This window comes from Jannaschia halovivens (genome assembly GCF_046452375.1).
Lineage (GTDB): Bacteria > Pseudomonadota > Alphaproteobacteria > Rhodobacterales > Rhodobacteraceae > Jannaschia > Jannaschia halovivens.
This window is the reverse complement of sequence record NZ_JBKFDJ010000001.1, coordinates 111,833-138,351: the sequence shown is the minus strand read 5'-3', so window position 1 is coordinate 138,351 and position 26,519 is coordinate 111,833. Positions and strand designations below refer to the sequence as shown.

The 26,519-nt window shown below is 70.1% G+C and carries 28 protein-coding genes and 2 tRNA genes; 11 read left to right on the top strand and 19 right to left on the bottom strand.

What is annotated here, in order from left to right:
- Positions 1-17: 17 nt before the first annotated feature.
- Positions 18-1,208, bottom strand: coding sequence for a glycerate kinase type-2 family protein (locus ACK8OR_RS00735; protein ID WP_410187566.1), 1,191 nt, complete (start codon positions 1,206-1,208; stop codon positions 18-20).
- Positions 1,209-1,279: 71 nt separating this feature from the next.
- Positions 1,280-1,364 (bottom strand) — tRNA-Leu (locus tag ACK8OR_RS00730).
- 133 nt (positions 1,365-1,497) lie between these two features.
- Here ACK8OR_RS00730 and ACK8OR_RS00725 point away from each other — a divergent pair.
- Positions 1,498-2,004 (top strand): Hint domain-containing protein, encoded by a 507-nt coding sequence (locus ACK8OR_RS00725; protein ID WP_410187565.1) that lies wholly within the window; start codon positions 1,498-1,500, stop codon positions 2,002-2,004.
- A gap of 186 nt (positions 2,005-2,190) precedes the next feature.
- The gene (locus ACK8OR_RS00720) at positions 2,191-2,691 is read left to right on the top strand and encodes a Hint domain-containing protein (protein ID WP_410187564.1); all 501 of its coding nucleotides are present in this window, start codon (positions 2,191-2,193) and stop codon (positions 2,689-2,691) included.
- A gap of 291 nt (positions 2,692-2,982) precedes the next feature.
- On the opposite strand, the gene ACK8OR_RS00715 is transcribed toward ACK8OR_RS00720, so the two are convergent.
- A complete protein-coding gene (locus tag ACK8OR_RS00715) occupies positions 2,983-4,491 on the bottom strand; it encodes an NAD(P)H-hydrate dehydratase (RefSeq protein ID WP_410187563.1) in 1,509 nt (502 codons plus the stop codon).
- A gap of 151 nt (positions 4,492-4,642) precedes the next feature.
- On the opposite strand from ACK8OR_RS00715, the gene ACK8OR_RS00710 reads away from it, so the two are divergent.
- From ACK8OR_RS00710 to mnmH, 7 genes are all read left to right on the top strand, one after another.
- Positions 4,643-4,981 carry a P-II family nitrogen regulator gene (locus ACK8OR_RS00710; RefSeq protein ID WP_298430992.1) on the top strand — a complete coding sequence of 113 codons (339 nt, stop codon included), beginning with the start codon at positions 4,643-4,645 and terminating at the stop codon, positions 4,979-4,981.
- 42 nt (positions 4,982-5,023) lie between these two features.
- Complete coding sequence (glnA, locus tag ACK8OR_RS00705) at positions 5,024-6,430, top strand: type I glutamate--ammonia ligase (protein WP_410187562.1); 1,407 nt, start codon at positions 5,024-5,026, stop codon at positions 6,428-6,430.
- An 87-nt stretch (positions 6,431-6,517) separates the two neighbouring features.
- Positions 6,518-6,895, top strand: a complete 378-nt coding sequence (locus tag ACK8OR_RS00700) for a carboxymuconolactone decarboxylase family protein (RefSeq protein ID WP_298430989.1) — start codon at positions 6,518-6,520, stop codon at positions 6,893-6,895.
- Positions 6,892-7,608, top strand: a complete 717-nt coding sequence (pcaH, locus tag ACK8OR_RS00695) for a protocatechuate 3,4-dioxygenase subunit beta (RefSeq protein ID WP_410187561.1) — start codon at positions 6,892-6,894, stop codon at positions 7,606-7,608. The genes ACK8OR_RS00700 and pcaH overlap by 4 nt, the downstream gene beginning before the upstream one ends.
- Positions 7,605-8,156, top strand: a complete 552-nt coding sequence (gene pcaG / locus ACK8OR_RS00690; protein WP_410187560.1) for a protocatechuate 3,4-dioxygenase subunit alpha — start codon at positions 7,605-7,607, stop codon at positions 8,154-8,156. Before pcaH ends, pcaG begins: the two co-directional genes overlap by 4 nt.
- 5 nt (positions 8,157-8,161) lie before the next feature.
- Positions 8,162-8,581 carry a type II 3-dehydroquinate dehydratase gene (gene aroQ, locus ACK8OR_RS00685; protein ID WP_410187559.1) on the top strand — a complete coding sequence of 140 codons (420 nt, stop codon included), beginning with the start codon at positions 8,162-8,164 and terminating at the stop codon, positions 8,579-8,581.
- Positions 8,581-9,627 carry a tRNA 2-selenouridine(34) synthase MnmH gene (gene mnmH / locus ACK8OR_RS00680; RefSeq protein WP_410187558.1) on the top strand — a complete coding sequence of 349 codons (1,047 nt, stop codon included), beginning with the start codon at positions 8,581-8,583 and terminating at the stop codon, positions 9,625-9,627. The genes aroQ and mnmH overlap by 1 nt, the downstream gene beginning before the upstream one ends.
- Here the strand turns inward: mnmH and selD are convergent.
- Positions 9,624-11,786 carry a selenide, water dikinase SelD gene (selD, locus tag ACK8OR_RS00675; RefSeq protein ID WP_410187557.1) on the bottom strand — a complete coding sequence of 721 codons (2,163 nt, stop codon included), beginning with the start codon at positions 11,784-11,786 and terminating at the stop codon, positions 9,624-9,626. The genes mnmH and selD overlap by 4 nt on opposite strands.
- Positions 11,787-11,902: 116 nt before the next feature.
- Between selD and ACK8OR_RS00670 the strand changes: the two genes are divergently transcribed.
- Entirely contained in the window at positions 11,903-13,108 is a 1,206-nt protein-coding gene (locus ACK8OR_RS00670; protein ID WP_410187556.1) for a BaiN/RdsA family NAD(P)/FAD-dependent oxidoreductase, read from the top strand.
- Here the strand turns inward: ACK8OR_RS00670 and ACK8OR_RS00665 are convergent.
- From ACK8OR_RS00665 to ACK8OR_RS00645, 5 genes are all read right to left on the bottom strand, one after another.
- A complete protein-coding gene (locus ACK8OR_RS00665) occupies positions 13,060-14,103 on the bottom strand; it encodes a Gfo/Idh/MocA family protein (protein ID WP_410187555.1) in 1,044 nt (347 codons plus the stop codon). The genes ACK8OR_RS00670 and ACK8OR_RS00665 overlap by 49 nt on opposite strands.
- Positions 14,104-14,242: 139 nt before the next feature.
- Positions 14,243-15,217, bottom strand: coding sequence for a quinone oxidoreductase family protein (locus ACK8OR_RS00660; protein WP_410187554.1), 975 nt, complete (start codon positions 15,215-15,217; stop codon positions 14,243-14,245).
- A 122-nt stretch (positions 15,218-15,339) separates the two neighbouring features.
- Positions 15,340-15,414, bottom strand: a tRNA-Gln gene (locus tag ACK8OR_RS00655).
- Between the two features lie 73 nt (positions 15,415-15,487).
- The gene (gene scpA, locus ACK8OR_RS00650; RefSeq protein ID WP_410187553.1) at positions 15,488-17,653 is read right to left on the bottom strand and encodes a methylmalonyl-CoA mutase; all 2,166 of its coding nucleotides are present in this window, start codon (positions 17,651-17,653) and stop codon (positions 15,488-15,490) included.
- Entirely contained in the window at positions 17,574-18,560 is a 987-nt protein-coding gene (locus ACK8OR_RS00645; protein ID WP_410187552.1) for a hypothetical protein, read from the bottom strand. The genes scpA and ACK8OR_RS00645 overlap by 80 nt, the downstream gene beginning before the upstream one ends.
- Positions 18,561-18,728: 168 nt before the next feature.
- On the opposite strand from ACK8OR_RS00645, the gene ACK8OR_RS00640 reads away from it, so the two are divergent.
- Entirely contained in the window at positions 18,729-19,190 is a 462-nt protein-coding gene (locus ACK8OR_RS00640) for a DUF4174 domain-containing protein (RefSeq protein ID WP_410187551.1), read from the top strand.
- Positions 19,191-19,317: 127 nt separating this feature from the next.
- Here ACK8OR_RS00640 and ACK8OR_RS00635 read toward each other — a convergent pair whose 3' ends face one another.
- The 10 genes from ACK8OR_RS00635 to ACK8OR_RS00590 all read right to left on the bottom strand — a co-directional run bounded on the left by ACK8OR_RS00635 (position 19,318) and on the right by ACK8OR_RS00590 (position 26,341).
- Complete coding sequence (locus ACK8OR_RS00635; protein ID WP_410187550.1) at positions 19,318-20,031, bottom strand: hypothetical protein; 714 nt, start codon at positions 20,029-20,031, stop codon at positions 19,318-19,320.
- Positions 20,032-20,035: 4 nt separating this feature from the next.
- Positions 20,036-22,063 (bottom strand): acetyl-CoA carboxylase biotin carboxylase subunit, encoded by a 2,028-nt coding sequence (locus tag ACK8OR_RS00630; RefSeq protein WP_410187549.1) that lies wholly within the window; start codon positions 22,061-22,063, stop codon positions 20,036-20,038.
- A 108-nt stretch (positions 22,064-22,171) separates the two neighbouring features.
- On the bottom strand, positions 22,172-22,366 hold the full coding sequence (locus ACK8OR_RS00625) for a hypothetical protein (protein ID WP_298430961.1): 195 nt from the start codon (positions 22,364-22,366) through the stop codon (positions 22,172-22,174).
- Between the two features lie 90 nt (positions 22,367-22,456).
- Positions 22,457-22,663, bottom strand: a complete 207-nt coding sequence (locus ACK8OR_RS00620) for a hypothetical protein (RefSeq protein WP_298430959.1) — start codon at positions 22,661-22,663, stop codon at positions 22,457-22,459.
- A 307-nt stretch (positions 22,664-22,970) separates the two neighbouring features.
- Complete coding sequence (locus tag ACK8OR_RS00615; protein WP_410189847.1) at positions 22,971-23,360, bottom strand: hypothetical protein; 390 nt, start codon at positions 23,358-23,360, stop codon at positions 22,971-22,973.
- An 81-nt stretch (positions 23,361-23,441) separates the two neighbouring features.
- Positions 23,442-23,585 (bottom strand): hypothetical protein, encoded by a 144-nt coding sequence (locus tag ACK8OR_RS00610; RefSeq protein WP_410187548.1) that lies wholly within the window; start codon positions 23,583-23,585, stop codon positions 23,442-23,444.
- A 243-nt stretch (positions 23,586-23,828) separates the two neighbouring features.
- Positions 23,829-23,960, bottom strand: coding sequence for a hypothetical protein (locus ACK8OR_RS00605; protein ID WP_298430955.1), 132 nt, complete (start codon positions 23,958-23,960; stop codon positions 23,829-23,831).
- Between the two features lie 100 nt (positions 23,961-24,060).
- Entirely contained in the window at positions 24,061-24,450 is a 390-nt protein-coding gene (locus ACK8OR_RS00600; RefSeq protein ID WP_410187547.1) for a DUF6497 family protein, read from the bottom strand.
- On the bottom strand, positions 24,447-24,812 hold the full coding sequence (locus ACK8OR_RS00595) for a hypothetical protein (protein ID WP_410187546.1): 366 nt from the start codon (positions 24,810-24,812) through the stop codon (positions 24,447-24,449). The genes ACK8OR_RS00600 and ACK8OR_RS00595 overlap by 4 nt, the downstream gene beginning before the upstream one ends.
- Positions 24,809-26,341: an acyl-CoA carboxylase subunit beta gene (locus tag ACK8OR_RS00590; protein WP_410187545.1), complete on the bottom strand. Its 1,533-nt coding sequence runs from the start codon at positions 26,339-26,341 to the stop codon at positions 24,809-24,811. The genes ACK8OR_RS00595 and ACK8OR_RS00590 overlap by 4 nt, the downstream gene beginning before the upstream one ends.
- Positions 26,342-26,519: the final 178 nt, after the last annotated feature.

Genomic DNA, 26,519 nt, shown 5'->3' with positions numbered 1-26,519 from the left:
GGCGCGCCCCCACCCTGTCACCCCACCCGCAGGATCTGGAGATCGGCGACATTCGTCCCCGTTCCGCCCGTCATCAGGAGGTCGCCCGCCGCGTCGAGCGCGGGGTGACTGTCGTTGCGCGCCAACATCGCGTCCACTTCGAGCCCCGCCGCCGCGATCCGCCCCAGCGTCCCGTTGTCGACCAGCGCGCCCGCCGCGTCGGTCGGCCCGTCGCGCCCGTCCGTGCCGCCCGAAAGGAACGCCCAGGGCCGGTCGAACCCCTTCAGCGCGCGCGCCACGCGCAGCGCCAGCTCCTGGTTGCGGCCACCCCGCCCGGCGCCCTGCAGCACCACGGTCGTCTCGCCGCCCCAGAGCGTCGTGCCCGCACCCCGCGCCGCTGCCGCCGCGACCCGCGCCGCCGCCGTGGCCACGTCGCCGACCAGCGGGTCGGGGTCGATGCGCGCATCGGGCGCTGCCTCGGCCATCGCCGCGACCGAAAGGGCGTTGGACCCGATCAGCCGCGCCGTCGCGGGCGGTGTTGCCGCGTCGCTACCCCGCGATAGCGCGGCGCGACAGCTCTCGGGGATGCGCGACCAGAGGCCCGCGTCCTTCAGGATCGCGCGTGCCTCGGCCGCGCCGCCCGACGGCGTCACGGTCGGACCGGACGCGATCGCCGCGAGGTCGTCGCCCACCACATCCGACAGGATCAGCGCCTCGACCGTCGCCGGGGCCGCCGCCCGCGCCAACCCGCCCCCCTTCAGGCGGCTGAGCGCTTGGCGCACCCGGTTCATCGCCTCGATATCCAGACCCGCCGCCAGCAGGAGCCGCGAGACCTCCGCCTTGTCCTCCAGCGTCACGCCCGCCACCGGTGCCACCGCCAGCGCCGACCCCCCGCCCGAAATCAGCGCGAGGCAACGTGCATCCGCCCCGAGGGGCCCCGCCGCATCCAGAAGCGCCGCCCCCGCCTCGGCTGAGCCCGCATCGGGCACCGGATGGCCGCCGCTCATGACGGTCGCGCCCGGCACATCCGCCGCGTTCTCGGGGTTGGTCACGACGAGACAGGGCACGCCCGGATGACGGGCCAGCGCCGCCCGCGCCATCGCCACCGCCGCCTTCCCCAGCGCGAGGATCAGGTCGGGCCGGGCCACCGGCATGGCCGCCGCGACCGCCGCCCCCGGATCGGCCCGCGCCACGCCGGCCATGAAGATGTCGCGCAATCCGTCCCGCATGCCGCCCCCGTCCCGAATGGCCCGCAATCGCCCGCGCGCTGCCGCAATTCGGGCCCCTTCGGGCGTCAGTCTGGTGCGGGTGAAGGGACTCGAACCCCCACGCCTCGCGGCGCCAGAACCTAAATCTGGTGCGTCTACCAATTCCGCCACACCCGCTCCGCGGTCCCTGTAGCACCCGCGATTTGGACATTGAAGTGTCCGAAAGAGTCCTCACCCGTGCCCAGATCGTGCCGCAATTGGCGCAGAGATTATGGTTACTGCCATAAATCACCGACACGGGATCACTGCCATGACCGTTCAGCTCCGACAGAATGCAGACACGCTCACCGAGACGGCATCGCCCGTGGCCGAGGCAACCGTGCGCGGCGGCATTGCGCGGGGATCGATGATCCTGACCGCCAAGGGCGAGATGCCGATCGAACAACTCAAGGTCGGCGACCGCGTAATCACCCGCGAGCGCGGCATGGCCGTGATCCGTGCCATCGAGGCGATCGAGGCCCCCGCCTGCACCATCCGAACCGACAGCCTGGGGCTCGCCCGCCCCGAGCGCGACACGACCGTCGCCGCCGACCAGCATGTCACCGTCCGCGACTGGCGCGCCAAGGCGCTGTTCGACGCCGATGTCGCCATGGTGCCCGCACGGCGCCTGTGTGACGGCAAGCAGATCGCCGCCTTCGGCGAGGCGGCGTTCTTCCGGCTGGCCTTCGACGGCGCGCTTACGGTCTATGCCAACGGGCTCGAGACGGCGACGGGCCGCACCGAGACCGGCGTGATCGAGATCACCGACGCGGACTGAACGCTCTCGCACCGGCAGAATTCGAGCGCTGGCCCGGCCCCCCCGCCCGGGCCTTTTCACGTCCGCATTAACGATTTCGCAACACTTTCCACGGCATGATGAACGTCGCGGAGAAACCTGGTGCTCCGCATGGCCGTGGGGGCTAGCCTGATGTCACGACAAGCGAACAATCGCGCGAGCAGTGACATGACCACAGATTCCAACCCGGCGCCTGCGCCCGGGGTCCCGGTCCTGGCCGACCGATCCTTCCGTCACGCCCTTCCGCCCGGAAGCCGCGTCCTGACCGCGGCGGGCGATTGCCGGGTCGAGACGTTACGCCCCGGCGACCGCATCGTCACCCGCGATCGCGGCATGGTAGAGTTGCGCAACATCATACGAAACGACGTCCCCACCGGAACGGCCATGGTCGCGATCCCCGCCGGCGCGATGGGCCGCAACCGACCCGAGCGGGACCTTCACCTGCCGCTGGATCAGCCGGTCGTGATCCGCGACTGGCGTGCAAAGACGATCTACAACGCCCGCGAGGCGCGGATCGCCGCGACGCGGCTGGTCGATGGCGCGATCATTCGTCGGGTCCGCACTCCGGCGATGACGACCTACTCGCTGGTGCTCGACGCTCCCTCCGCGCTCTATGTCGACGGGATCGAGATCGTCTCCGGCGCGCGCGACGCGATTCCCGCCCGCTGACGCACCGCGGAACGGGTCGCTGCGGCGGATCAATGCGCCGGGGCCGTCGGCACCTGTCTTGGTCGCATCTTCACCAGCGGCAGTGCCTCCCTCTCCCGAATTCGAATGGCCGTCATTTCGCCTTATCGCGCAGGGCGGGCATCCTCGCGCGCCATGGCCCGACCGCGTGGAGTGTCGCGGCCCGTGGCAGGCGGCGCTCCATCGCGGGTCGGGGCATCTCGAAATCGATGGCTCAGAGGGCGGCGCCTCGAACCTCCGAAACCTACGCGCACCGCGCCTGGCCCACCCGGTCTAGCCCGCCCTCGCAAGCTCAGAAAATACGCGCGGCAGCATCTCGGGCAGGTCCTCGGCGATCAGGCCCGGCCCGAAGGCGCGGGCGGCTTCGACATGCAGCCACGCCGCCTGGCACGCCGCATCGAACGGCGCGAAGCCCCGCGCCAGCAGTCCCGTCGCGATCCCGGCCAAGACATCCCCGCTCCCGGCGGTGGCGAGCCACGGGGCAGCCCGCGCGCCCACGGCCGCGTTCACCGCGACGCGGCCATCCGGCGCAGCAATGACGGTGTCCGGCCCCTTGAGCAGGACCACCGCCCCGAGCGTCGCGGCCGCGGCACATGCGGCATCGAGGCGAGACATCGCGGGCCCCTCGTTCGGCGGCGCGGCGAGGCGTGCGGCGATCTCGGGACAGAGCCGCGCGAATTCGCCGTCATGTGGCGTCAGGATGCAGCGGCCATGGGGCACGCCGATGCCCGCCCCCGCGAGGATGGTCAGCGCGTCGGCGTCGAGCACCGCGGGGCGACCGGAAGCGAGCGCGGCGGCTACCAGATCGCCGCCCCGTGCATCGAGACCCAGCCCCGGCCCAAGGCAGAGCGCATTGATCCGCACGTCGTCCAGTCGCGCCGTCAGCGCCGGTCCGTCATCGCAGCGCCGCAGCATGATCGCCGTGACCTGACCCGCACATTCCAGCATCGCGGCCCCCGGCGCGCCCAGCGTCACCAGCCCCGCGCTGACGCGCAGCGCACCGCGTGCGGCCAGCCGGGCAGCACCGGTGCGCCCGAGCCCGCCGGACAGCACGAGCGCGTGCCCGTGATCGTACTTGTGCCCCGCGACCTTGAGGACCCGACGATCGCCCTCAACCAGACGGGCCAGCGACTGGTCGTCGGGCGAGGTCAGCCCGATGCCGACGACACGCACCGTGCCACAGGCGGTCGGGCCATCGGCCAGCACATGGCCGGGCTTCAGACCGTGGAATGCGATTGTGAGATCCGCCGGAAGGCTGCCGCCACGACGGCGCCCCGAATCGAGGCAAAGCCCGGTCGGCGCGTCGAGGGCGACGATCCGCGCGGGCCGCGCGTCGCCCCAATGCGCCGCCAGAGCCAGGATATCGTCCGGTAGATCGCGCGACAGCCCCGCCCCGAAGAGCGCGTCGACGACGAGATCGGCCTCCGGGACGTGGCCGACGGCGAGCGCCCGGACCTCGCCCAAGGCACGCCAGCGGTCGTGGTTGGCGCGGGCATCCGGCGGCAGGGCCTCGGACGCGCCACGGAGCTGAACGTCGACCGCCCATCCCCGCTGATGCAGCAGGCGCGCGACCACGAACCCGTCGCCGCCGTTGTTGCCCGGCCCGCAGAGCACGACCGCGCGACCGGGTGCGGCGGCCAGCGCGGGCCAGTGGGCGAGGGCCACCTCGACCGCGCCTCGGCCCGCCCGCTCCATCAGGTCGATCCCCCGCACCGCCCCTGAATCGATGGCGGCCCGTTCCAGGGCGCGCATCTGGGCCGCGGTCAGGAGGATGTCCGACATCAGTTCGCCAATCGCACATTATTTGGGCACACTGCCCGATCAGAAGGCGGCGGTTCGGGATTCCCCGTCCGACCCCGCCTGCCGAAAGGCTACCCGATGGACGCCCCCCGTCCAGCCTGCAAAGCCACCCCCGACGCTGCGGGAGGACGCCATGAAAAAGATCGAAGCCATCATCAAGCCATTCAAGCTCGACGAGGTGAAGGAGGCGCTGCAGGAGATCGGGATCCAGGGCCTGTCGGTGACCGAGGTCAAGGGCTTCGGCCGCCAGAAGGGCCATACCGAACTCTATCGCGGGGCCGAATACGTCGTCGACTTCCTGCCCAAGGTGAAGATCGAGGTGGTGCTGGCAGACGACATGGTCGACGCCGCCATCGACGCCATCGTCGGCGCGGCCAAGACCGACAAGATCGGCGACGGCAAGATCTTCGTTTCGCCCGTCGAACAGGCGATCCGCATCCGCACCGGCGAGTCCGGTCAGGACGCGATCTGACCCCACGCACAGACTCACATCAAACCAGGAAGGGAAACGCCCATGAGCACGGATGCCGTCCTCAAGCAGATCAAGGATGAGGACATCGAGTATGTCGACATCCGCTTCACCGACCCGCGCGGCAAGCTGCAGCACGTGACCGTCATGTCCGATCAGGTCGATGCCGACTTCATCGAGGAAGGCTTCATGTTCGACGGCTCGTCCATCGCGGGCTGGAAGTCGATCGAAGCCTCCGACATGAAGCTGATGATGGATACCGACAGCGCCTATGTCGATCCGTTCTACGCCGAGAAGACGCTCTGCGTGCATTGCTCGATCGTCGAGCCCGACACCGGCGAGAGCTACGACCGCGACCCGCGCGGCACCGCGGAGAAGGCCGAGGCCTACCTCATCTCCAGCGGCATCGGCGATCAGTCCTTCTTCGGCCCCGAGGCGGAGTTCTTCCTGTTCGACGACGTCCGGTTCTCGAACACGATGAACAAGGTCTCGTTCGAGGTCGATGCGGCCGACGCCGCGTGGAATACCGACAGCGAGTACGAGATGGGCAACATGGGCCACCGGCCCGGCGTCAAAGGCGGGTACTTCCCCGTGAACCCCACCGACGCGAGCCAGGATCTCCGCTCCGAGATGCTCTCGACGATGAAGCGCATCGGCATGAAGGTCGACAAGCATCACCACGAGGTCGCGTCCTGCCAGCACGAGCTGGGCCTGATCTTCGGCAGCCTGACCAAGCAGGCCGACGAGCTTCAGAAGTACAAGTACGTCATCCACAACGTCGCCCATGCCTACGGCAAGTCGGCCACGTTCATGCCCAAGCCCATCGCGGGCGACAACGGCACCGGCATGCACGTCAACATGTCGATCTGGAAGGACGGCAAGCCGCTGTTCGCGGGTGACCAGTACGCCGATCTGTCGATGGAGGCGCTCTACTTCATCGGCGGCATCCTGAAGCACGCCAAGGCGCTCAACGCGTTCACGAACCCGGCGACCAACAGCTACAAGCGCCTGATCCCCGGCTTCGAGGCCCCCGTGCTGCGCGCCTATTCCGCGCGCAACCGCTCGGGCTGCGTCCGCATCCCGTGGACCGAGAACCCCAAGGCCAAGCGCGTCGAGGCCCGCTTCCCGGACCCGGCGGCGAACCCCTATCTCTGCTTCGCCGCTCTGCTGATGGCCGGTCTCGACGGCATCCAGAACAAGATCCATCCGGGCGAGCCGTCCGACAAGGATCTCTACGACCTGCCCGCCGAGGAGCTGGCGTCGATCCCGACGGTCTGCGGCTCGCTGCGCGAAGCGCTGGACGAGCTGGAGAAGGACCACGAGTTCCTTCTGGCCGGCGACGTGTTCACCCGCGACCAGATCGAGGGCTACATGGCGCTCAAGTGGGACGAGGTCTACGCCTACGAGCACACGCCGCACCCGGTCGAGTACGGCATGTATTACAGCTGCTGATCCCCTTTCGGGACCACGGAACGGGGCGGCCTTCGGGTCGCCCCTTTTCGTTTGCGCCGCCGGAGCCCGCGCGCCATCTTCGCGTCCATGACCGATGACAGACGCATCCGCGGCGAGGCCCGCCGCCGCCAAGTCCTGGGCGATGCCCATGTGGACCGCTCGCAATCCGACCCCGACGGGCTGGAGGCGAAGTTCGTCGACCTGACAACGGTATCCGCCTGGGGCACGGTCTGGGCCTCGGACGCGCTGACCCTGCGGGAGCGGTCGATGCTGACGCTCGCGATCCTTGCGGCAACGGGCAACTGGGGCGAATTCGAGCTGCATCTGCGCGCGACCGCCAATACCGGGGCCACCGCCGAGGACGTGGCCGAGTTGATCCAGCATGTCGGCATCTACGCGGGCATCCCGCGCGCCAACCACGCGATCCAGCTGGCCAAGCGCATCCTTGCGGAGCGGTCCGAATGAATACCGGCGGCGGCCGCTTGATCCCCCGCGCGCCCGGCAACCACCCGCCACCGCTCCACCCGCCCTATCGCAGCACCGTGCTTCGGTCGCCGCGCCATGCGCCGATCGCATTCCCCTCGACCCCGTCCGAGGAGACGGGGCCGACTTTCGGGCACGACATCATCGGCGAGATGGATGCCGACCTGATCCGCAACTTCGGCACCGGGGACGCCATCGGTGAGCGGATCATCGTGCTGGGCCATGTCCGCGACGAGATCGGGCGACCGGTGCCCGACGCTTTGATAGAGATCTGGCAGGCCAATGCGGGCGGGCGGTATCGCCACAAGAAAGACGGCTATCTCGCGCCGCTCGATCCCGGCTTCGGCGGCTGTGGGCGCTGCATGACGGGCGCGGACGGGGCGTTCGCGTTCCGCACCGTGCGCCCCGGCCCCTACCCTTGGCCCAACGGCGGCAACGACTGGCGGCCCGCCCATATCCATTTCAGCCTGTTCGGGCACGCCTTCGGCCAGCGCCTCATCACCCAGATGTATTTCGAGGGAGATCCCCATATCGCGCTCTGCCCCATCGTGCAGTCTATCCCAGATCCGGCGGCCATCGACCGGCTGACGGCTCGGCTCGACATGGATGCGACGATCCCGATGGACGCGCGGGCCTACCGCTTCGACATCGTGCTGCGCGGCCATCGCGAAACCCCGTTCGAGGCGGGCCGATGAGGGAGAGCGCCAGCCAGACCGCCGGGCCCTACGTCCATATCGGGCTGCTTCCCAATGCGGCCGGGATCGGGATGTATGGTGGCGCCGATCCCGGGGCCGAGATGATCACGGGCGCGGCCGAAGGCGACCGGATCGAGATTGCGATCACCATCCTCGACGGGGCGGACGAACCGCTGGCCGACGCGCTGGTCGAGATCTGGCAGGCGGATGCCACGGGCCACCTGCCCCCGCGCGATCCGCATCTGGCGGGCTGGGCCCGGCGGGCCTGCGACGAGACCGGCACCGCCCGTCTCTCGACCGTCCGGCCCGGTGCCGCGGGCGAACACGCGCCGCACCTGACGCTCTGGATCGTTGCGCGGGGCATCAATCTGGGGCTCCACACCCGGCTCTATTTCGACGGCGATCCGGCCAACGCGACCGACCCGCTCCTGACCGCGATCGACCCGCCCGACCGGGCCGCCACGCTTCTGGCGCACGAGGCGGACGGGGCTTGGCATATGACCATCCGTCTGCAAGGAGACGCCGAGACCGTGTTCCTCGACATGTGAGCGCCATGAAGATCCTGATCCTGAACGGCCCGAACCTGAACCTGCTGGGCCAGCGCGAGCCCCAGATCTACGGCAGCGACACGCTGGCCGATGTCGAGGCGACCTGCCGCGCGCTGGACGCGGCCGACCTGACGTTCCGCCAGTCGAACCACGAGGGCGAACTGGTCGACTGGATCCAGGAGGCGCGGGGCGACGCCGACGCCATCGTCATCAACCCCGGCGCCTACAGCCACACCTCCATCGCGATCCTCGACGCGCTGAACGCCTTCGAGGGCGCGGTGGTCGAGGTCCACGTCTCGAACATCCATCGCCGCGAGGTCTTCCGCCACCACAGCCACGTCTCGGGACGCGCCGACGCGGTGATCGCGGGGCTCGGCGTCGCGGGCTACCCGGTGGCGGTGCGCTGGCTGGCCGAACGCGGCTGATGCCGATCGAGCTGCCGGCGCTGCCGCTGCGCGACCTGCCCTTCGACGAGATCATCGACGTCCGCGCGCCCTCGGAATTCGCCGAGGATCACATCCCCGGTGCCATCAACCTGCCCGTTCTCTCGGATGCCGAGCGCGCCCGCGTCGGCACGATCTACGTGCAGGAAGACCGCTTCCTTGCCCGCAAGATCGGCGCGGCGCTGGTCGCGCGCAATGCCGCCGCCCATCTCGAGGGGCCGCTGGCGGATCGCGGCGGCGGCTGGCGTCCGCTGGTCTATTGCTGGCGCGGCGGGCAGCGGTCGGGCTCGTTCACGACGATCCTCAAGCAGGTCGGCTGGCGCGCCGACACGATCGACGGCGGCTACCGCGCCTATCGCCGCGCGGTGGTCGAGACGCTCTACGACACGCCGCTCGACCGCCGGATCGTGCTCATCGACGGCGGCACCGGCACGGGCAAGACGGCGCTTCTGGACCAGATCGCGCGGGCCGGTGGACAGGTCGTCGACCTCGAGGGGCTGGCGCATCATCGCGGATCCAATTTCGGCGGCTGGCCCGAGCCGCAGCCCGGCCAGAAGATGTTCGAGAGCCGCCTGCTGCCCCTGCTTGCCGACGCCGATCCCACGCAGCCCGTCTTCGTCGAGGCCGAGAGCAATGCCATCGGCCAGTTGCGCCTGCCGCCCGCGCTCTGGGCCGGGATGGGCCGGGCCGAGGTGATCCGGCTGGAGGCGCCGCTCGAGGCCCGCGCGCGCTTCCTGACGACGACCTATCCCGACCTGATGGATGACGCGGCCCGGCTGACCGCACGCATCGACAGCCTGCGCCCCTACCAGCCGCGCGACCGGATCGAGGCGTGGCATGGGCTGGCCCGCGGGGGCCGCCATGCCGATCTCGCCGCCGAGCTGATCGCGCATCACTACGACCCGAAATACAACCGCATCCCGCGCGAGGGCCGGACGGCCATCGGTCGGATCACGCTGAAGGATCTATCTAAGGCCGACCTCGCGCGCGCCGCGACCGAGGCTCTGGTACTGACCGGCGCGACCTAGACGCAGACGATCCCCGGCGCGGATTCGACGATCTCGCCGATCCGCGCCGCGTCGTGGCCCGCGTCGCGCAATGCCGCGACCAGCGCGTCGGCCTGCCCTTCGGGCACCGCGGCCAGAAGCCCGCCCGCCGTCTGCGGATCGTGGAGCAGCGTCAGCGCCGCACCTGTCCCGCCCGCGACCGGCGCGGCCTCGCGGTTCGATGCCCACAGCGTCGAGCGGTGCCCCGCCTCGGCCAGCGCCGCCGCACCGGGATAGAGCGGGATCGCATCGAGCGTCAGCGCAGCCCCTACCCCGCTCGCGCGGCAGATCGCCATCAGGTGCCCGGCCAGCCCGAAGCCCGTCACGTCCGTCATCGCCCGCGCCCCGGAGAGGATCGCGGCGGCGTCACCTTGGGGCCGCGCCATCGCGTGCAGCATGTCGGTCACGGCGCGGCCCTGCGCGGCACCGGCCATTTCTGCGGCGAGGATCGTGCCCGTCCCGATCGGCCGCGTCAGGATCAGCGCGTCGCCGGGCCGCGCGCCGTCATGGCCGATCGGGTCCGAGGCAGCGAGGCCGGTGACCGAAAGGCCCAGCGTGGTCTCGGCGCCCATGGTCGAATGCCCTCCCACCAGTTCGGCCCCCGCGTCGCCCAGCACATCGGCCATGGCTGCGAGGATCGCTTCGAGGCTGCGCGCCTGGAGCGGCTCGGACATGCGCGGCAGCGTGACCGAGGCCAGCGCCGCCTGCGGGGCCGCGCCCATGGCCCAGACGTCACCCAACGCGTGGACGGTCGCGATCCGCGCCATGAGGTCCAGATCGCCGGTAAAGGCGCGCAGGTGGTCGGTCGTCAGGACCTGCCGCGCGCCGCCCACGGTCAGCACCGCCGCGTCGTCGCCGGGCCGCGACAGGACGTCGTCGCGCCGCACCTCCGGCAGGACGGCCAGCGCCTCCCCCAGCGCGGCCCCCGTCACCTTGGAGCCGCAGCCCGCGCAGAGCGCCTTGGGCACATCGTCTGCGCCCAGCGCGCGCGGCCCCTTGGGTTCGGGCACGGACATCGCGGGCAGGTCCGTCAGCTTTGTCATGAAACTGCGGTCGATCCGGTCCTTCCAGCGCCAGAGGAGCGGCCCGGCCAGCGTCACGCCCGCCTTCTCGGCCAGCGCGGATTTGCCGCCGAGCGAGATGAGCTTGAGATAGCCGCGCTGCGGTCGGAACGGGCGCAACCCGCGCCCCGACAGGACGGCGCGGAGGTTGTCGTGGAGGACCGGCGCGGCGCGGACGGCAAAGACGCCCGCCTTCGGACGCGGCGCATGGCTCATATGCGCGCAATCGCCCGCCGCGAAGAGCGTGTCGTGGCCCTCGACCTGCAATGTCGGGCCGACCGCCACGAACCCATCCGCCAGCGGCAGGCCCGTGTCGGCGAGCCACGCGTGGGGGCGCGCACCCGCGGCCCCGGTGACGAAGCGCGCGGGGATCGTCGCGCCATCCTCCAACACCACGTCCGTGCCGGTGATCCGGGCGACGCGCGCATCGGCCCGCAGCTCGACGCCGAGATCGGCCATCGCGTCCCGCAGGCGGGCGCGGGTGCGGTCCGACATGCCGGTCAGGCGGGATTCGGCCTCGATCACGGTTACGGTCGGGGCCCGGTCGCGCAGGGCGTGGGCCATCGCCATGGCCAACTCGACGCCGGCGACGCCACCGCCGATCACCGCGATCTCGGCCGGAACGTTCCCCGCAAGCGCATCGTCGCGGAAGGCCCGCCACGCGGTGGCGAACCGGTCGAGGGGCTTGGCCCCGGTGCCATGGTCGGCGAAGCCCTCGATCTCGGGCATTTCGGAATGGATGCCGATATCGACCGACGCCACGTCGTAAGCGACGGTCCGGTTCCCGATCCGCACGATCCGCGCATCCGCATCGATATCGGTCACCGCGCCGTCGATCAGGGCCACCCCCGCAAATCGGCAAAGCCGCACGAGGTCGATATCGAGGTCGTCGCGCGTGTAATGCCCGGCGACATGACCGGGCAGCATGCCGGTATAGGGCGCCGTCGGTCCCGGATTGACCACCGTGACGCGGACGCCCGGCAGCGGGTCCATCCCCCAGCGCCGCAGCACCAGCGCATGGGCATGACCGCCCCCGATCAGGAGGAGGTCGCGGGTCAGGATGGGGTCGGGCGCGCGCATTGGCTGGTCATAGCATCCCGGACGCCGGGGGCCAGCGGTGCCGCCATCACGGATGCGGCAGCGGGGCGCGGGGGCCATGGCTTTTCGCCGCGCGCCGGGCCGCATAGAAGGCGCGGATGCGGTACGATGCAATCATCCTCGGCGCGGGCGGCGCGGGCCTTCTGGCGGCGGCGACCGCCGGTCAGGCCGGCGCGCGGGTGCTGGTGATCGACCACGCGCCGAAGGCGGGCAAGAAGATCCTGATCTCGGGCGGCGGGCGCTGCAATTTCACCAATATGGGCGTGGAGCCGGAGTGCTTCCTCTCCGAGAACCCGCATTTCGCGAAATCCGCGCTCAGCCGCTACACGCAGTGGGATTTCCTCGACCTCGTTCAGCGGCACGGCATCGCCTGGCACGAGAAGACGCTGGGGCAGCTGTTCTGCGATGGGTCGGCGCGGCAGATCGTGGCGATGCTGCTGGAGGAATGCGCGGCGGGCGGGGTCGAGGTCCGGCTCGGCACCGGGATCGGCGAGATCGGGCAGGGCGACGGGCTCTTTCGCGTCGCGGGGGCCGAGGCGCCCGCGCTGGTGATCGCCACGGGCGGGCCGTCGATCCCGAAGATGGGCGCGACTGGCGTGGCCTTCGACATCGCGCGGCGCTTCGGGCTGGCCGTCGTGCCGCCCCGCCCCGCGCTGGTGCCCTTCACGCTGGCCGAGGACGAGATGCTGGGCATCGCAGGCGTCGCGGTGCCGTCGGTAGCAATGGCGGGCGGCGCACGCTTCGAGGAGGCGGCGCTCTTCACCCATAAGGGGCTCAGCGGGCCTGCGATCCTGCAGGTCTCGTCCTACTGGTCGCCGGGCAAGGCGGTGACGCTCGATATCCTGCCGGAGGCGGGCGCCCTCCTGCGCGAGGCGCGCGCCCGGATGCCGCGCGCCCGTCTGCGCGCCGCCCTGTCCGAACACTTGCCGAACCGTCTGGCCGAGGCGCTGGCCGCGCGCATCCCGCTCGGCTCCGAGCTGGGGAACGCCTCGGATGCCGAACTCGACCGGGTCGCGGCCGCGCTCGGCGCGCTGACCTTCCACCCGACGGGAACCGAGGGCTACGCCAAGGCCGAGGTGACGGCGGGCGGCATCGACACGGATGGACTATCGTCGAAGACGATGGAGGCGCGGACGGTCCCCGGCCTCTATGCCATCGGCGAGGCGGTGGACGTGACCGGCTGGCTCGGGGGCTACAACTTCCAATGGGCCTGGGCGTCGGGCGTGGCGGCGGGCCGCGCCATCGCGGCCGCGCGTCAGTCGGGCGGCAGCGCGACCGTGCCGCCGTCGCGCGCGGCGACCTGAATCGCCTCGATCACGCGCAACGTCCGCAGACCCTCTTCGCCGGAGACGAGCGGATCGGCACGGCCCCGGATGACCTCGACGAACTGCGCGATTTGGCGGATCAGCGGGTCCGCCGCCGCGACCGGCGCCACCTCGGTGGTGAGCGGCGTCCACCAGCCGCCATCGTCCTTGTGCTGCCAGATCGTGAGGTCCGGCACCGAGAGCGATCCGGTGCTGCCGCCGATCCGAAGGCAGGCTTCGGACACGCGCGGATAGATCGGGTACTCGCCCGACGTCATTTCCCACGACCACGGCGCGGGGATCGCGTCGCTGACGGTGATCGTGACCAGCGCACCGTTGGTCAGCCGCAAGAGCGCGGCGGCGACGTCCTCGTTGGCGTGGCCACGGGCCGACGGGATCGCCTGCGCCTGAACCGACGCCACCTCGCCGCAGAGATGGCGGATCAGGTCGATGTCATGGGCGAGGTTGACCGAGATCGGCCCCGCGCCCGCCTGCGTTCGCCACGGCGCCTCGGCAAAGTAGTCGTCCGGCTTCTGGAACCAGCAGCTCGCCTGCACCGCCCGGACCGCCCCGATGGCCCCGCCCGAGATCAACTCGTGCGCGCGTGCGATCAGAGGGTTGTGGCGGCGGTGGTGCCCTGTGGCGAGCGGCACGCCGGCGGCGCGCGCGGCCGCGACGAGCGGTTCGGCCTCCTCGGCCGTGACCGCCAGCGGCTTCTCGATCAGGACCGGCACGCCCGCGGCGATGCAGGCCATGCCCTGCGCGGCGTGGAGCGGCGTCGGTGTCGCAAGGATGACGCCGTCCGCCCCTGCCGCGAGAGCCATGTCCAGATCCACGAAATGGCGCGCGCCGATCCCGGCGGCATAGGCCGCGCCGTCGGGACCGGGATCCACGATACCGGCCAGCGCGGCCCCCGCCACCTGCCCGATCGCGGTGACGTGACGCCGTCCCACGAGGCCCGCGCCCACCACGAGGATGCGTGTCGTCTCGGTCATGATCCCCCCGTCGGCGACCCCTTGCCACCCGGCCCCGTCCCTAGCGGGACACGGACGGGGATGCGAGGGCGACATCGATCCGCGCCCGTTGGTCGGGACGCGCGGCACCGGCACGGTCGCCTCCGCCGGGCACCTCTGCTCAGAGGGTCAGGATCGTCGAGCCGGTGGTGCGCCGCCCCTCCAGCGCGCGATGCGCTTCGGCCACCTCGCCCAGCGGGAAGGTCTGGCCGATCCGGACATTCACCGCCCCCGCCGCGACTTTCTCGAAGAGATGGGCCGCGATCTCCTGGCAATCCTGGTGGCGCGCGATGAAGTTGAAGAGCGTCGTCCGCGTCAGCTTGAGCGATCCCTTTTGCGCTAGGGTCAGCAGGCTCACCGGAGGCACCGGCCCCGAAGCGTTCCCGAACGAGATCATGAACCCCATCGGGCGCAGGCAGTCGAGCGAGCCGTCGAACGTGTCCGCGCCGACCCCGTCCATCACCGCGTCGACGCCCTGGCCGTCCGTCAGCTCCTTCACGCGGGCGACGAAATCCTCGGCGGTGTAGTCGATGCAATGCGTCGCGCCATGCTCCAGCGCCAGCGCGCATTTCTCGGGGCCACCCGCCGTGCCGATCAGCTCGATCCCTTCGGAGCGGGCCCATTGACAGGCGATCAGCCCGACGCCGCCCGCCGCCGCGTGGAACAGGACCCGGTCGCCTTTGCCCAGCGGCGTGACGCGGTGGAACAGGTATTCGACCGTCATGCCTTGCAGCATCATCGCTGCCGCCGTCTCGTAGGAAATACCGTCCGGCAGGCGGCAGACCTGGGCCGCGGGCATCACCCGCTCCTCGCAATAGGCACCCGGGGGCGTGGCGGCATAGGCGACGCGGTCGCCTTCGGACAGGTGGGTGACGCCCTCGCCCACCGAGACCACCTCGCCCGCCGCCTCCATCCCGAGGGCGTGGGGCAGCTCCAGCGGGTAGAGGCCCATCCGCTGATAGACGTCGATGAAGTTCAGACCGCAGGCCCGGTGCCGGATCCGAAGCTCGCCCGCGCCGGGCGCGCCGACCTCGCGGTCCACGAGCTTCAACTGCTCCGCGCCCCCGGCGGCCTCGATGATGACGGTCTTGACCATTGCGTACTCCCTGCTGTCGCGGGGCAGCATAGCCGGAACGCGACGCCGCGCGAGCCCCGGGATCGCGCAGGGCGTTCGGGTCGCGGCGTCGAAGTGCGGGGCATGTCGCGGGATGGGCGGATTGGCTGGGGTGGTAGGATTCGAACCTACGACCTGCGGTACCAAAAACCGTCGCGCTACCACTGCGCCACACCCCAACCGTGCGGCGTGAGATAGTGGAGGGCAAAAGGGGTCGCAAGGGAAAAATCCGGCCCCGCGACCCCGCCCGTTTCAGTCCCGCGCGGCCCGGATCAGCCCGAGGATATCGCGCGCCGCATCGGGGATGTTGGTGCCCGGCCCGAAGATCGCAGCGACCCCCGCGCGCTTGAGGAAATCGTAGTCCTGCTGGGGGATGACCCCGCCGCAGATCACGATGATCTCGGAAGCGTCGGCCGCGGCCAGCGCCTCGATCAGCTTCGGGGCGAGCGTCCGGTGTCCGGCGGCCTGGCTCGAGATGCCGACCACGTGGACGTCGTTATCGACGGCATCCTGCGCGGCCTCTTCCGGGGTCTGGAAGAGCGGGCCGACATCCACATCGAAGCCGATATCGGCGAAGGCCGTCGCGATCACCTTGGCACCCCGGTCGTGCCCGTCCTGCCCCATCTTCACGACCAGCATCCGGGGGCGGCGCCCCTCCTCCTCTGCGAAGGCGTCGACATCCTTCTGGATCGCGGCGAAGCCCTCGTCGCCCTCGTAGGCGGCACCGTAGACGCCCGCGAGAGTCTTCACCTCGGCGCGGTGGCGCCCGAACTCGTCTTCCATCGCCATCGAGATCTCCCCCACCGTGGCCCGGGCGCGCGCCGCCTCGACCGCGGCTTCCAGAAGGTTGCCGCCCTCGGCGGCGCGGCGCGTCACCTCGGCCAGCGCCGCGTCGCAGGCGGCCGCGTCGCGGGTCGCGCGGATGCGCTCCAGCCGGGCGACCTGCGCCTCGCGGACCTTGTCGTTGTCGATATCGAGGATGTCGATCGCGTCCTCGGTCTCGCGGCGGTACTTGTTGACGCCGACGATCACCTCCTCGCCCCGGTCGATCAGGGCCTGGCGGGTCGCGGCACTCTCCTCGATGCGCAGCTTAGGCATGCCGGAAGCCACGGCCTTGGTCATGCCGCCCATCTCCTCGACCTCCTCGATCAGGGCCCAGGCCGCCTCGGCCAGGTCGGCGGTCAGCCGTTCGACGTAATAGGACCCGGCCAGCGGGTCGACGACGTTGGTGACCCCCGTCTCCTCCTGCAGGATGAGCTGGGTGTTGCGCGCGATCCGGCTGGAATTCTCGGTCGGGAGCGCGATGGCCTCATCGAAGCTGTTGGTGTGGAGCGACTGCGTCCCACCGAGGACCGCGGCCAGCGCCTCGTAGGCCGTGCGGACGACGTTGTTGTAGGGATCCTGCTCCTGCAGGGACACCCCGGACGTCTGGCAATGGGTCCGCAGCATGGAGGATTTGGGGTTCTTCGGCTCGAACTCCGACATGATGCGGTGCCAGAGCAGGCGCGCGGCGCGCAGCTTGGCGGCCTCCATGAAGATGTTCATGCCGATGGCGAAGAAGAAGCTGAGCCGCCCGGCGAAGCGGTCCACGTCCATGCCGCGCGCGATGGCGGTGCGGACGTATTCGCGCCCGTCGGCCAGCGTGAAGGCCAGCTCCTGGACGAGGTTCGCGCCCGCCTCCTGCATGTGGTAGCCCGAGATCGAGATCGAGTTGAACTTCGGCATCTCGTCGGCGGTGTATTCGATGATATCCGCGATGATCCGCATCGAGGGCTCGGGCGGATACACATACGTATTCCGGACCATAAATTCCTTGAGGATGTCGTTCTGGATCGTGCCCGACAGGGCCGCACGCGCGACGCCCTGTTCCTCGCCCGCGACGATGAAATTCGCGAGGATCGGGATCACCGCACCGTTCATGGTCATGCTGACGCTGACCTGGTCCAGCGGGATGCCGTCGAAGAGGATCTTCATGTCCTCGACGCTGTCGATGGCGACGCCCGCCTTGCCGACATCGCCGACGACGCGAGGATGATCGCTGTCGTAGCCACGATGGGTGGCGAGGTCGAAGGCGACCGAGACGCCCTGTTGCCCGGCGGCCAGCGCGCGACGGTAGAAGGCGTTGGATTCCTCGGCCGTCGAAAAGCCCGCATATTGCCGGATCGTCCAGGGCCGGCCCGCATACATCGTGGCCTTCACGCCGCGCGTATACGGCGCCTCGCCCGGGATCGTGCCGAGATGGTCCAGCCCGTCCAGATCGTCGGCGGTGTAGACTGGCTGGACCGGAATGCCCTCCAGCGTGTCCCAGGTCAGGTCGTCCAGCGACCTGTTGCGCAGCTCACCCTCGGCCAGCCGCGCCCATCTGTCCCTCGGCCTGCCCGAGCCGTCCGTCCTGTCGGAGGTGTCCTTGGCGCTCATGCCGTCGTCCTTTCCCGTCGTCCCGTGGGGCATCGTCGTCGCGTGCCCCTTCGATATAGGTCGCAAGCCCGTCCGCGCCCGCGCGCAGCCAGGCGAGATCCGCCGCGTGGCGCGTCCGGAGCCGGTCGCGCGCCGCGGGCGCGAAGGGCATGAAACGGTCGCCCTCGCCGGCGACGGTCTCGAAACAACCCTCGTCGCGCAGCCGGGCCCGGAGATCGGCCAGCCCCGGCGATACGTTCACCCGGCCCGTATCGGCGTAGCGCGCCGCGTGGCCCGTCATGTGCGCATAGGCCGTCTCGGGGCGCCCGCCCAACCCATCATAGTCCCAAACCGAGAGCCGCGCATCCGGCAACGCGGCGGCAAGGTCGGCGATCACGTCACGCCAGCCGCGCCGCGCGGCGACGATGGCGTCGAGCGTGGCCCGGTCGGGCGGCGCGAAGCCGCGCGTCATGAGGAAGGCGAAGGCGCTGGACCACCAGCCGTCGGGCGAGCGGATGCAGAGGCACACCCGGTCGACCCCCGGCAGGACCAGCGACAGGCGGGCCATCCGCCCCGACACCGTCGGATAGAGCCGTGCCATCAACACGTTCTCGCGCAGGCCGCCGAGGCCGTTCTCGTCCGAGACGATCAGGCGGCCCATGCCCTGGCCCGTCATCTCGTGGCGCAGCATCGCCACCCGGCCCGCCGCGCGATGCGCCGCGCCATCGCGCCGCGCCTCGCGGCGGCCGGGGTCGCCCAGCACGCCGGTCAGAAGGCCCGCGCGGGTGCGGCGTGGCGTCCAGATGGCGGTGCCGCAGCGGCCCAGATGCGTCTCGTTGCGCTCGAGCAGGCGCTGGAGCGCCGAGGACGCGCTGCGATGGGCGCCCAGGTGAAGGGTGACGGGCGGGGTCTGGGTCAGGCGCGGCATGGAACCTCCGGGGCGCGATATCGGGTCGGCCCGGAGCCTGCCCCACCATGCCTGACCGGCGCGTTAACCCGCGAATTCAAGGCAAAAGCGTCGCATCCGTGCCGTGGGGCCTTCGCCCCGCGCGCCCATGCCCCTATATCTAGGGCAACCGCACGGATACGGACGCCCATGACGCTCAAGACATTTCTGCCGATCCTCGCCGCCGCCCTGACCTTCGGCGCGGGCGGGCACGCGGCCGATACGCCCGATCCGCTGGCCGCCTGGGAGGAGGATCCGACCCTCGTCTTCGACGCCACCGAGATCGATCTCGCGGAATTCCTGTACGCCGCGCGGCCCATCGTGGTCTTCGCCAACTCGCCGCGCGATCCCGCCTTCATCGAACAGATGGGCGAGCTGGAGGACGGGCTTTCGGAGATGGTCGACCGGGACGTGGTGGTCGTCGTCGACACCGATCCCGCCGCCCGGTCGGAGCTGCGGACGCGGCTGCGCCCGCGCGGCTTCATGCTGGTGCTGATCGGCAAGGACGGGCAGGTCAAACTGCGCAAGCCCCTGCCCTGGACCACGCGCGAGCTGTCGCGTTCGATCGACAAGATGCCCATGCGCCAGCGCGAGCTGCGCGAGGGGTCGTAGGCGCTGCGGCAGTTGCGACGCACCCGACCCGGGCTTATGTTGTTGTCCAAGGAGGACGCCATGTCCAAGACAGCCACACCCCGCCAGGCCTCGCCGGACGACATCCCGTATGTTCCGACCCCGCCGGTCACGGGACGGACCGGGCCCCGTCCCGAAGGCTACTGACGTTCAGCCGCCGGACCTCCGCTTCGGCCGCATCCTTGCCATCGCGCGCATAGACCTCGATCAGCCAAACGGCTTTGCGACCAAGGCGTAACGCCGCGATCTTCATGTAGAGATAATCCAGGTACATCGCGATCTTCCGCCGCGTCGACAGGAGGGTGAACCTGCGGTCGCGCATATCCTCCACATGGGCGGCGAGACTGCCGAGCTGCGAGTAATAGGCCACGATCGGGTCGATGGTCACGCGGGGCAGGATGTGGATCTCGGCCTCCAGCGCGCTGAAGATCCGGTCATGCTTCTCGCGCGGGATGAGGGGCACGAAGGCCGCGTCCGCCCGCATCCGACGCACCATCCGCGCGCCCGCCCGCCGCAACGCGCCTTCCTCCAGCAGATTCGACAGGTTCGCATCGATCTCGGCGAAGATGGCGCGGTGCGCATCGCGCAACCGCTCGGCCCGCAGCTTGGCCGCGACCCGACGGTTCTGCCAGCCGTTCACCAGCCAGCCCGCCGCCACGAAGAAGCCCGCGATCACCGCCTGCCAGATGCGCGCGTCCAGCCCCCGCAGCCAGTCGCTCAGCGCCCGTGCGCTCAGGCCCTCGAACCACCCGGCGGACAGGCCGAACAGGATGACGGCCGACACCGCCACCGTCCCGAGGAAGATGGGCCAGCCGTCCTGCACGCGCCTACTCGAACTCGAGGATCACGTCGTCGACCGCGAGGCTGTCGCCCGCCGCAGCATTGACCTTCGAGACGGTGCCGCGGCGCTCGGCGCGCAGGATGTTCTCCATTTTCATCGCCTCGACCACGGCCAGCGCCTGCCCCTCCTGCACCTCTTCGCCCTCGGCCACGTCGACGCGCACGATCAGGCCGGGCATCGGGCAGAGCAGGAGCTTCGAGGTATCCGCCGGCACCTTCTCGGGCATCAGCGCGGCCAGCTCGGCCTGCCGGGGTGTGCGGACATGGACGCGCAGGTCCGCGCCGCGCGTGCGGATGCGGAACCCACCCGAAATCTTGCCGACCTTCATCACAACGGGCGCGCCCGCGACCTCCATCCGGGCCAGCGCGTCGCCCGGCGTCCAGGCGCCGGTGACCCGCAGGGTCTCGCCGTCGACGGTCACGTCCGAGCCGCCCGGATCGGCGGCGATCACCGTCTCGAACCGCGTCCCCCCCAGTGTCACCACCCAATCCGAGCCGACCTTTCGCTCGTGGTTGTCCATCCGGCCCGACACGCGGGTGCGCCGGATTTCGGCCACCCGGTGCATCGCGGCGCAGGCGGCGGCGATGCGGCGCAGATGATCCTCGGGCAGGTCCACACCCTCGAACCCGTCGGGATATTCCTCGGCGATGAAGGCGGTCGTCATGTTGCCGGCGACGAACTTGGGGTGGTCCATCACCGCGCTGAGGAAGGGCAGGTTGTGCCCGATCCCCTCGACCTCGAACCCGTCCAGCGCGTCGCGCATCGCCGCGATGGCCGCTGCCCGATCCGGGCCCCAGGTGCAGAGCTTGGCGATCATCGGGTCGTAGAACATGCTGATCTCGCCGCCCTCGTAGACGCCGGTATCGTTGCGCACGACGACGTCGCCCACCGTCCCGGCGGCGGTGCCGGGCAAGTAGCCCTCGGTCTCCTCGGGGGGGCGGTAGCGGGTCAGCCGGCCGATGGACGGCAGAAAGCCGCGATAGGGGTCTTCGGCATAGAGACGGCTCTCCATCGCCCAGCCGGTCAGGGTCACGTCCTCCTGCGACATGGCGAGCGTCTCGCCGGCTGCGACGCGGATCATGTGCTCCACGAGGTCGACGCCGGTGATGAGCTCGGTCACCGGATGCTCGACCTGCAGCCGGGTGTTCATCTCGAGGAAGTAGAAATTGCGGTCGCCGTCGACGATGAACTCGACCGTGCCCGCGCTGGCGTAGCCGACCGCATGGGCCAGCGCGAGGCTCTGCTCGCCCATCGCGCGGCGCGTTTCGGGATCGAGGAACGGCGACGGCGCCTCCTCGACGACCTTCTGGTTGCGGCGCTGGATGGAACACTCACGCTCGCCCAGATAGACGCCGTTCCCGTGCCCGTCGCAAAGCACCTGGATCTCGATATGGCGGGGCTGGGTGACGAATTTCTCGATGAACATGCGGTCGTCGCCGAAGCTCGACGCCGCCTCGTTCTTGGACGCCTGGAAGCCTTCGGCCACCTCGTCCTCGGACCACGCGATCCGCATGCCCTTGCCGCCGCCACCCGCGCTGGCCTTGAGCATCACCGGATAGCCGATCTCGCCCGAGATGCGGATCGCCTCCTCGGCGTTCTCGATCAGGCCCATATGGCCGGGCACTGTGCTGACCCCTGCCTCCTGGGCGATCTTCTTCGACGTGATCTTGTCGCCCATCGCCTCGATCGCGCCCTTGGGTGGGCCGATGAACACGACGCCCTCGGCCTCCAGCGCCTCGGCGAATTTCGGGTTCTCGCTGAGAAAGCCGTAGCCCGGATGGACGGCCTGCGCGCCCGTCTGCCGGATGGCATCCATGATGCGGTCGATCACGATGTAGGACTGGTTGGCGGGCGGCGGGCCGATATGCACCGCCTCGTCCGCCATCTTTACGTGCAGCGCATTGCGATCGGCGTCGGAATAGACGGCCACCGTCTGGATGCCCATGCGGCGCGCCGTCTTGATGACGCGGCAGGCGATCTCGCCCCGGTTGGCGATCAGGATCTTGTCGAACATGCGGTCCCCCTCGCCCGGTCTTCCGCCGGGCCGACGCAAAAAAGGGCCGCCCGGTCGCATGACCGGACAGCCCCGAAGCTGGTTTTGGCGGCCCCGAGGGGCCGGTGATCAGATGTCGTTGGCCAGCGCGCCGCCCGCGGCGCCGATGGCACCACCCGCGACACATGCGCCGTCCTGAACGATCTCGCCCACGGCACAGCCGATGAGGCCGCCGACGGCCGCGCGCTCGAGGTCCGAGCCGGTGTTGCAGGCTGCGAGCAGCGTGACGAGGGCGATGGCGGGCACGATGAAGGTACGATGCATGGAAAATCTCCGTAGGTTATGCCTGACCGTAACGCACCGATTTGGCACCGGGTTGCAAGGGGGCGTGAAAAGTTCCGCGCCCGCGGCGGATTACCGCCCCCAATCCGCCACGTCGTCGGCCAGCGCGCCGCCGGCGGCACCGATGAGGACGCCCGCCGCGACGTTTCCGTCCAGCGCCTTGGCGCCGAGCCCGCCGAGGACCGCGCCGCCCGCGGCACGCTCCACATCGGTCCCGATGCAGCCGGACAGGGCCAGCGCGGCGACGATGCCGGCGGCCCGAATGGGTGTGTTGAACATGGAACTGCTCCTGCCTTCTTCGTTGTTATCAGAGTGGGTCCGCATCCTCCCCCGAACCGCCGCGCTTCTGCCTGTATGGCGCAGTCGGAAAAGGGTCCGGACGATGGCTCGGCCCGCAGGCAGACCCATCGTCCGGGAGGGGAAGGGGTACGGTTCCACTCGTGCGTGTCCGGCCATCTCCCGGAGAGGATCGGGCCGGTGGGGCACGAAGTCACGCTGCGCCGGGCGGGGCGCACGTCAAAACGCAAAATGGCGCGCTCGGCGCCATCGGCGCTCCTCCGCCCATGGGGGGGCCGGATCGGCGCCTTCACGCCCAATCCTCATCATCCACGTCGCCCGATGGCGCATCGTCCTCGGCGAAGACGTCCGGAAACGAGGCACGGGCCTGACGCTCGTCGATCCGGAGCATCGCGTCGTAGGAGGCGGGATCGAACGGCTCCTCCGCCGGGACGACCTCGCGGCCGAAGAGCCAGGACAGCCGCCCGGCATCGAGATTGCCGCGCTCGAAGGGCTGGTCCTCGAAATGATCCCAGAGCGCGCCGAGAAACGCCGCATCCGCCAGACGGTCGGTATGGCGCCGATCGCGAAAGCGCTCGAGCCGCTTCAGGGGCGTCACGCCCTTGGGGTTCGCGCGCCGGATGGTGAATTGGAAGTCAGTTCCCGGAAGACGGCCCGGAAAGCCGCGATGCTTGTGCATCGGATCGCGCCCGCCGCTCATGTCGCGACGCCCGCGGTCGGGGTGGCCGGGGCGAGGCCGAAGCCCCGCCCCGTGCGCGTCTCAGTACTTGCCGCTGACGGGCTCGACCACGACGGGTGCGGGCTCGACGATGATGATCTCTTCCGGCTCAGGGTTCGAGAGGAAGCAGCCCGACAACGCGGTGAGCGCGGCCAGACCGACGACGGCTTTGATGATGTTGGACATCCAGGTCTCCTGACGTTGACGGGCGGCGCGAGGGGTTCAACCCTCACGCCGCCCGTGATGCGGACCGCATGGCTGCGGCCTGTGGAGAACCTATCAGACGTCAGATCACCGCGATACGGGTGCCCCAGAAATGCCCCAGTTGTGCGGGGCCCTTGTGGCGACGTGGCATCAATGGCGCCGATCCGCCGGGATTGTTCCCGGTGGGCGGACGGGCCGGACGCGTGTGCGCGGCCCGTCGCGCGATCAGAACTTCGTGGACACCGGGTCGACGGTGACCGGCTCGACGAAGACGATCTCTTCTTCGGCGGGCGCGCCACAGGCAACGAGGGTGGCGGTGATGCCGAGAACGGCGACGGTCTTGATGAGCTTACGCATAGAGTCTCTCTCCTGTCGTTTCGGGTCGGGATGCGGTGCGGATTCGCGGCTCCCCCCTGACCGTAACACATACCCGGACGGCGTGGTTCCTCAACCTTCATCAGAACGCCTCCGGCGAACATGCGCCGTTCTCGATGGTGTAGACGGTGAAGAACTGCTGCGCCTCGGGGTCGGTCGCGCCGCGCGGCACGGGCCGGTCCATCAGGTTGACCAGCACGCTTTCGGTGCGCGCATGGGGCAGTGCGGCGATCGGCACGGCATGGGTCGCGCAGAGCCAGTCCATGTCGGCCTGCGCCGCCTCGAAATCCACCGTGCCGCCGTCACGGGCGACGCCGGGCGCGATGAAGCGCAGGATCGCTTGGGTCCCCTGCCCGTCCACGCGCTCCCAGAGCACCTGCCAGAGCACGACCGCCTGGCCCGACGGAATGGTGTCCTGCGCCGCGGCGGGCGCGGCCAGGACCAGCGTTGCGAGAATGCTCCGCCCGATCATGCCGCGCTCTCCCGATGTCGCGCCGCGCGGACCCAACCGGCCCGCAGGCCCGGATCGGCCAGCACCGCCGCGACCCGTGCCGTCAGCCCGCCGGCCACGGCGCCCTCGACCCGGCCCCCGGCGCGAACGTGACAGCCGCCCGCGTCGCGCGTCACCTCCACGGCGGGCGCGAAGCCCCGCAGGTCGCGCAGCGCCCGCCAGAGATCCTGCCGCACGGCATGGGCCAGCCGCCGCCGCCCCAGGTCCGGCAGCCGCGTTTCGGCCGCCACGTCCCAGCGCAGCGGCAGGCGCCGCGAGAGCGCGAAGGTCGCGCCGTCTCGGCGGGCTTGCCAGCCGCGCCCGTCGGGGGTCCACCCGCTCACAGCGGGATCGTGTCGTGCTTGCGCCACGGCCGCTCCTGCCGCTTGTGGCGGAGCGAGGCGAAGGCGCGGGCGATGCGCTTGCGGGTGGCGCAGGGCTGGATCACCTCGTCGATGAAGCCCTTCTCGGCGGCGACGAACGGGTTGGCGAAGCGGTCCTCGTAATCCTTCGTTCGCGCCGCGATCTTGTCGGCGTCCCCCAGCTCGCTCCGGTAGAGGATCTCGACCGCGCCCTTGGCCCCCATCACCGCGATCTCCGCGGTGGGCCAGGCGTAGTTGAAATCGCCCTTCAGGTGCTTCGACGCCATCACGTCATAGGCTCCGCCATAGGCCTTGCGGGTGATGACCGTGACCTTCGGCACCGTCGCCTCGCCATAGGCGAAGAGGAGCTTCGCGCCGTGCTTGATGACGCCGCCATACTCCTGGCTCGTCCCCGGAAGGAAGCCCGGCACGTCCACCAGCGTCAGGAGCGGGATGTCGTAGGCATCGCAGAACCGCACGAACTGCGCGGCCTTGCGCGAACTGTCGATGTCGAGGCACCCGGCCAGCACCATCGGCTGGTTGGCGACGACGCCCACGGTGCGCCCCTCGATGCGGATGAAGCCCGTCAGGATGTTCTTGGCGAACTCGGCCTTGATCTCGAAGAAGTCGCCTTCGTCGGCCAGCTTCGTGATCAGCTCGGTCATGTCGTAGGGCGCGTTCGGATTGTCGGGGATCAGCGTGTCGAGGCTGTCCTCGATCCGGTCGGGGCTGTCGAAGAAGGGCCGAACCGGCGGGATCTCGCGGTTCGAGAGCGGCAGGAAATCGAAGAGCCGCCGCACCTCGGCCAGCGCCTCGACGTCGTTCTCGAAGGCGCCGTCGGCCACGCCGGACTTCTTCGTATGCGTGACCGCGCCGCCCAGCTCCTCGGCGGTGACGACCTCGTTAGTGACGGTCTTCACGACGTCGGGGCCGGTTACGAACATGTAGGACGAATCCTTCACCATGAAGATGAAGTCGGTCATCGCGGGGGAATAGACCGCGCCGCCCGCGCAGGGGCCCATGATGACGCTGATCTGCGGGATGACGCCGGACGCGTCGATGTTGCGCTGGAAGACCTCGGCATAGCCCGCGAGGCTGGCCACCCCCTCCTGGATGCGCGCACCACCGGAATCGTTGAGCCCGATGACCGGCGCGCCGTTCTGGAGCGCCATGTCCTGGATCTTGCAGATCTTTTGGGCATGCGTCTCCGACAGCGACCCGCCGAACACGGTGAAATCCTGGCTGAAGACATAGACCAGACGCCCGTTGATCGTGCCCCAGCCGGTGACGACGCCGTCGCCCGCGGGCCGGTCCTCGGCCATCCCGAAATCCGTGGCGCGGTGGGCCACGAACATGTCGAACTCCTCGAACGAGCCATCGTCGAGCAGAAGCTCGATCCGCTCGCGCGCGGTCAGCTTGCCCTTGGCGTGCTGGGCGTCGATGCGGCGCTGGCCGCCGCCCTGCCGCGCCTCGTCGCGCCGCGCCTCCAGCTCTCCGAGTATGTCCTTCATGGCAGAGGCCCTCCCGTTTCCCCATGCCTACGCGCGCGGCGCAGGCCGGAAAAGCCCGATCTGGATAATTTGCAAAGGCGGTCGCAGTACCCGGCCCCAATCTGCAAATCGGCAAACCCCGCCGCGCCCCGGTCGCGTCCGCCGCCGCCGCGCATCCCGCACACCCGCCTGTGCAACG

Coding starts and splice junctions, on each gene's coding strand:
- ACK8OR_RS00735 (WP_410187566.1), bottom strand. CDS start 1,208: ATGCGGGACGGATTGCGCGACATCTTCATGGCCGGCGTGGCGCGGGCC.
- ACK8OR_RS00725 (WP_410187565.1), top strand. CDS start 1,498: ATGACCGTTCAGCTCCGACAGAATGCAGACACGCTCACCGAGACGGCA.
- ACK8OR_RS00720 (WP_410187564.1), top strand. CDS start 2,191: ATGACCACAGATTCCAACCCGGCGCCTGCGCCCGGGGTCCCGGTCCTG.
- ACK8OR_RS00715 (WP_410187563.1), bottom strand. CDS start 4,491: ATGTCGGACATCCTCCTGACCGCGGCCCAGATGCGCGCCCTGGAACGG.
- ACK8OR_RS00710 (WP_298430992.1), top strand. CDS start 4,643: ATGAAAAAGATCGAAGCCATCATCAAGCCATTCAAGCTCGACGAGGTG.
- glnA (WP_410187562.1), top strand. CDS start 5,024: ATGAGCACGGATGCCGTCCTCAAGCAGATCAAGGATGAGGACATCGAG.
- ACK8OR_RS00700 (WP_298430989.1), top strand. CDS start 6,518: ATGACCGATGACAGACGCATCCGCGGCGAGGCCCGCCGCCGCCAAGTC.
- pcaH (WP_410187561.1), top strand. CDS start 6,892: ATGAATACCGGCGGCGGCCGCTTGATCCCCCGCGCGCCCGGCAACCAC.
- pcaG (WP_410187560.1), top strand. CDS start 7,605: ATGAGGGAGAGCGCCAGCCAGACCGCCGGGCCCTACGTCCATATCGGG.
- aroQ (WP_410187559.1), top strand. CDS start 8,162: ATGAAGATCCTGATCCTGAACGGCCCGAACCTGAACCTGCTGGGCCAG.
- mnmH (WP_410187558.1), top strand. CDS start 8,581: ATGCCGATCGAGCTGCCGGCGCTGCCGCTGCGCGACCTGCCCTTCGAC.
- selD (WP_410187557.1), bottom strand. CDS start 11,786: ATGCGCGCGCCCGACCCCATCCTGACCCGCGACCTCCTCCTGATCGGG.
- ACK8OR_RS00670 (WP_410187556.1), top strand. CDS start 11,903: ATGCGGTACGATGCAATCATCCTCGGCGCGGGCGGCGCGGGCCTTCTG.
- ACK8OR_RS00665 (WP_410187555.1), bottom strand. CDS start 14,103: ATGACCGAGACGACACGCATCCTCGTGGTGGGCGCGGGCCTCGTGGGA.
- ACK8OR_RS00660 (WP_410187554.1), bottom strand. CDS start 15,217: ATGGTCAAGACCGTCATCATCGAGGCCGCCGGGGGCGCGGAGCAGTTG.
- scpA (WP_410187553.1), bottom strand. CDS start 17,653: ATGAGCGCCAAGGACACCTCCGACAGGACGGACGGCTCGGGCAGGCCG.
- ACK8OR_RS00645 (WP_410187552.1), bottom strand. CDS start 18,560: ATGCCGCGCCTGACCCAGACCCCGCCCGTCACCCTTCACCTGGGCGCC.
- ACK8OR_RS00640 (WP_410187551.1), top strand. CDS start 18,729: ATGACGCTCAAGACATTTCTGCCGATCCTCGCCGCCGCCCTGACCTTC.
- ACK8OR_RS00630 (WP_410187549.1), bottom strand. CDS start 22,063: ATGTTCGACAAGATCCTGATCGCCAACCGGGGCGAGATCGCCTGCCGC.
- ACK8OR_RS00625 (WP_298430961.1), bottom strand. CDS start 22,366: ATGCATCGTACCTTCATCGTGCCCGCCATCGCCCTCGTCACGCTGCTC.
- ACK8OR_RS00620 (WP_298430959.1), bottom strand. CDS start 22,663: ATGTTCAACACACCCATTCGGGCCGCCGGCATCGTCGCCGCGCTGGCC.
- ACK8OR_RS00615 (WP_410189847.1), bottom strand. CDS start 23,360: ATGCACAAGCATCGCGGCTTTCCGGGCCGTCTTCCGGGAACTGACTTC.
- ACK8OR_RS00610 (WP_410187548.1), bottom strand. CDS start 23,585: ATGTCCAACATCATCAAAGCCGTCGTCGGTCTGGCCGCGCTCACCGCG.
- ACK8OR_RS00605 (WP_298430955.1), bottom strand. CDS start 23,960: ATGCGTAAGCTCATCAAGACCGTCGCCGTTCTCGGCATCACCGCCACC.
- ACK8OR_RS00600 (WP_410187547.1), bottom strand. CDS start 24,450: ATGATCGGGCGGAGCATTCTCGCAACGCTGGTCCTGGCCGCGCCCGCC.
- ACK8OR_RS00590 (WP_410187545.1), bottom strand. CDS start 26,341: ATGAAGGACATACTCGGAGAGCTGGAGGCGCGGCGCGACGAGGCGCGG.